Origin of the sequence: Myxococcus xanthus (assembly GCF_013116825.1) — a bacterium.
GTDB lineage: Bacteria > Myxococcota > Myxococcia > Myxococcales > Myxococcaceae > Myxococcus > Myxococcus xanthus_B.
In genome coordinates, this window is record NZ_JABFNS010000263.1 from 1 (window position 1) to 3,836 (window position 3,836).

The 3,836-nt window shown below is 69.3% G+C and carries 3 protein-coding genes and 1 pseudogene; 1 reads left to right on the forward strand and 3 read right to left on the reverse strand.

What is annotated here, in order from left to right:
• Nucleotides 1–839: tryptophan--tRNA ligase (gene trpS / locus HNV26_RS37060; protein WP_171453025.1), on the reverse strand; the 839-nt coding region annotated here is incomplete at its 3' end.
• 260 nt (nt 840–1,099) lie between these two features.
• Between trpS and HNV26_RS37065 the strand changes: the two genes are divergently transcribed.
• Nucleotides 1,100–2,272, forward strand: a complete 1,173-nt coding sequence (locus HNV26_RS37065; protein WP_171445563.1) for a DUF4388 domain-containing protein — start codon at nt 1,100–1,102, stop codon at nt 2,270–2,272.
• A 52-nt stretch (nt 2,273–2,324) separates the two neighbouring features.
• Here the strand turns inward: HNV26_RS37065 and xerD are convergent, their stop codons facing one another.
• Together xerD and HNV26_RS37075 are read right to left on the reverse strand one after the other, a co-directional pair.
• Nucleotides 2,325–3,257, reverse strand: a complete 933-nt coding sequence (xerD, locus tag HNV26_RS37070; RefSeq protein ID WP_171445562.1) for a site-specific tyrosine recombinase XerD — start codon at nt 3,255–3,257, stop codon at nt 2,325–2,327.
• Between the two features lie 45 nt (nt 3,258–3,302).
• A pseudogene (locus HNV26_RS37075) lies at nt 3,303–3,836 on the reverse strand (hypothetical protein); the annotation flags it as partial.

The following is a 3,836-nucleotide window of genomic DNA, read 5'->3' on the forward strand; positions in this document are numbered from 1 at the left end:
CTCCAGGTGGCGTCCACCTCGGCGAACTCGGACTCGGGGAGCATCAGCTTCAGCAAGTCGTAGAGCGGCGCATCGCTGACGAGCCCGGGCGGCGGCGACTGCGTGGGCAGCGGCTTGGGCGCGTCCACCGGCGTCGAGTCCGTCTTGATGGACATGATGCGCTTCTTGATTTCCTTCTCATCCCCGAACAGCTCGATGGTGTTGCCGTAGGACTTGGACATCTTCTGTCCGTCGACGCCGGGCACCGTCTGGGTGGTCTCCTGGATGCGCGCCGAGGGCAGCTTGAGGATGCCGGGCGCATGGCCCCGCTCCTTGCCTTCCGGGTCGGCCGGGTCGTAGCCGGGCACGTACTGGGTGTTGAACTTCACCGCCCAGTCGCGCGCGAACTCGATGTGCTGAATCTGGTCCTTGCCCACCGGGACGAAGTCCGCGCTGTAGAGCAGGATGTCGGCGGCCATCAGCACCGGATAGGCGAAGAGGCCGAAGTCCGGGCTGATGCCCTTGGCCACCTTGTCCTTGTAGCTGTGGGCCCGCTCCAGGTGCGCGTGCGGCGTCACGGTGCCCAGAATCCAGTACAGCTCCAGCACCTCACGCACGTCGCTCTGCCGGAAGAGCACGGCCTTCTTCGGATCCAACCCCAGCGACAGGTAGGCCATGGCGGCCTCGCGCGTCAGCGCCAGCGCGGCCTTGGGATCCCTCACGGTGGTGAGCGCGTGCAGGTTGGCGATGAAGTAGTACCCCTCGCCTTCATCCTGGAGCTGCACGAACTGGCGGAGCGCGCCGTAGTAGTTGCCGATGTGCAGCCTGCCGGACGACTGCACTCCTGAAAGAATTCGCATGGACTCGCTCTGATTCGGTTGGGCGGAATCGGGAATCGGACGGGGCTGGTTCGCATACCCGACGCGGCGCTGCAACCCTCCGTTGCCCGTCTCCTGCGCCCGTTCAGTATGCGAAGTCAAGACGGACTCTCCCTGGAACTTTGCGCCCCGCAAGGAAATCCCGAGCAAATTCAGGCACTTGCAATTGAATCACAATGGGGTGCGCCGGTACCCTGGGGGTTCCTCACGCGGGCCAACCCACCTTTGGAGGAAGCACCTGCATGGAGCCATTCAACGGAAGTCTCGCCAACTATCGGTTGCAGTTGGTGATGCCGCCGCTGTTCAGCGCGCCCGGGGTTGAGGGGGTGCTGAGCGTGGAACGCGGCGCGGTGCGGCGCTGCTTCCACGTCAAGGACGGCTCCCTGGTGGGTGAGAGCTCCAACGACCCACGCGAGCACCTGGCCCAGATCCTGGTGAACCTCCGCATCCTGGACGCCCCCCGCGCCGCGGCGGCCTTCGAAGCGGCCGAGGGGGCGGGCATGCCCTACGGCACCTTCCTGGTCCAGCGCTGCTTCGTGGAGCTGCCCCGCCTCATCGAGGCCCTGGAGCACAAGGCGCGCGAGTCCCTGTTCGACTGCTACGCCTGGGAGTCCGGCGAGGTCGGGTTCACCCCTGGCCTACCGCCCTCAGCCCGGGCCATTGGGCTCAAGCTCTCGCTGTCCACCCTGCACCGTGACGCGGTGACGCGGCAGCGCGAGTGGAGCATGTTCCGCGACATCTTCCCTCGGATGGACACGACGTTCCGCGTCTTCCGCGAGTTCGCCGTGGAGACGTACTCGGAGGAAGAGGACGTCCTGCTGGACCTGGCGGCGAGCGGCGCCACGCTGGGAGAGCTGCTGGCGAGCGCCCGGGAGGCCCCGCTCTTCGCCGCGCGCTGGGTGCTGCACCTGTACCGGCGGGGGGCCCTGGCCCCGCGCAAGGCCCTCGGCCCCCGATTGGGTGAAGCCGCCGAGTTGGAGGAGCTGCTCACCCTGGTGAAGCGCTTCCTGGAAGCCGGCCAGTACGACCATGCCGTCGCCCTGGCCGCGCAAATCCTGGAGCAAGGCCCCGTCCCGGAAGCGCACGCCCTGTACCGCGAGGCGGAGATCCGCCTGACGCTGGCCCTCAGTGACGAGCTCTTCGCGCTCGACGGGCGCCTGGTGTTCGAGCCGATTCCGCGCCCCACCCCGCCCGACCTGACGGCGGATGACCTGTACCTGTACTCGAAGCTGCGCGGCAGCCGGAGCATCCGGCAGGCCCTGCGCACGGCGGCCATGGGCGAGCTCGCCGCGTCCCGCTCCGTGCACCGGCTGATGGCGTCCGGGCTGATTCGCGTGGCCCCGCTGCCAGGAAGCGGGCCCCGACGGGCCCACACGGACCCGTTCGGCCTCCCCATCCACGGCGTGGGGCGCTGAGCGCCAGCGGACGGAACGTTCCTTCCACGGCGCCGAGGCCCCGGGCCGCCCCCTACCGCGAGGCGGCTCGTGTCTTCTTCGCCTTGGGGACGAAGACGTCGCTGCGCGGGTGGAACTCGTCGTACACGGACCGCAGTCGCGCGGCGTTCACGTGGGTATAGATTTGCGTCGTGGCGAGGTCCGCGTGCCCCAGCATCTGCTGGACGGCGCGCAGGTCCGCGCCGCGCTCCACCAGGTGCGTGGCGAACGAATGCCGCAGCTTGTGCGGCGACAGCGGCTTCAAGATGCCCGCCTTCAGCGCGTACCGCTTGAGCAGCTTCCAGAAGCCCTGCCGCGTGAAGCCAGAGCCTCGAGGCGTGACGAACAACGCCTGGGACTTGCGCCGCCCCAGCACCGCCGGCCGGGATTCCGCCAGGTACGCCTGGACCTTCTCGATGGCCACGCTGCCCAGTGGGACGAGCCGCTCCTTGGAACCCTTGCCCTTCGCCACCAGATAGCCCGCCGTGAGCTGCACGTCGTTGATGCCCAGCCCGCACAGCTCGCTCACGCGCAGGCCGGTGGCGTACAGCACCTCCAGCATGGCCTTGTCACGCACGCCCGTGGACGTGCGCTCGTCCGGGGCCGCCAGGAGCTGCTCCACCTCTTCCAGGGTGAGGAATGACGGCAGCTTCCGGGCCGACCGGGGCGTGTCCAGGTCCTCCGTCGGGTCCTTGTCCGCCATGCGCTCGGCGACGAGGAACCGGTGGAAGCCGCGCAGGGCCGCCAGGTGACGGGCCTGGCTGCGCTTGCCCAGGCCCCGCTTGCCCAGAGAGGCCAGGTGCGCGGACACATCCTCCTGCCGCGCCTGCGTCGCGTCCGAGACGCCGCGCGAGCGCAGGTCCTCGAAGTACACGTTGATGTCGGCGGCGTAGGCGTCCACCGTCTTGCCGGACAGTCCGCGCTCCGCGCGGATGAAGGCGATGAACGCGTCGAGCAGTCCTTCCATCGCCGCGCAGGCTACCGGAGGCGCGCGGCGAGGCAACTCAGCGGCTCAAGCCCGGGGCTCCCTCGCCCCCTCCGGCGACGCCCCCTCCAGCGCCTGCACCACCCACGGCCAGCCCACCACGATGTTTCCCGGAGAGCGCAGGCAGGCATCCGCCACCGCCAGCACCTCCGCCGGCCGCGAGCGCACCGCCAGTGCCAGATGCCGCCCCAGGAAGGGATGCGGCAGATAGCTGAGGTTGTGGTGACGCACCGGCACCCAGCCCAGCGTGGGCCGCCCCGTCCAGCGCTCCACGGCATACGCCACCGCGGACGCCAGCACCTCCAGCGCATAGAGCGGCAACCGGAACGCACTCACCAGGAAGGCCACCAGCGCGCTGGCGGCCACCGCGCCGGCGTAGGACGCATTCGTCGTCCCACTCCAGAGCAGCATCGGCGTGAGGCTGGCGAGGATGGCCGCCATCTGGACCCTCACCACGGAGGGGCCCCGGCCAATGGTGATGCCGCTGATGCTCCCACACGCCAACCCAGCCACGCTCCCCAGGCACACCCCCACCACCATGCCCGCCACCCCACCCAGCTC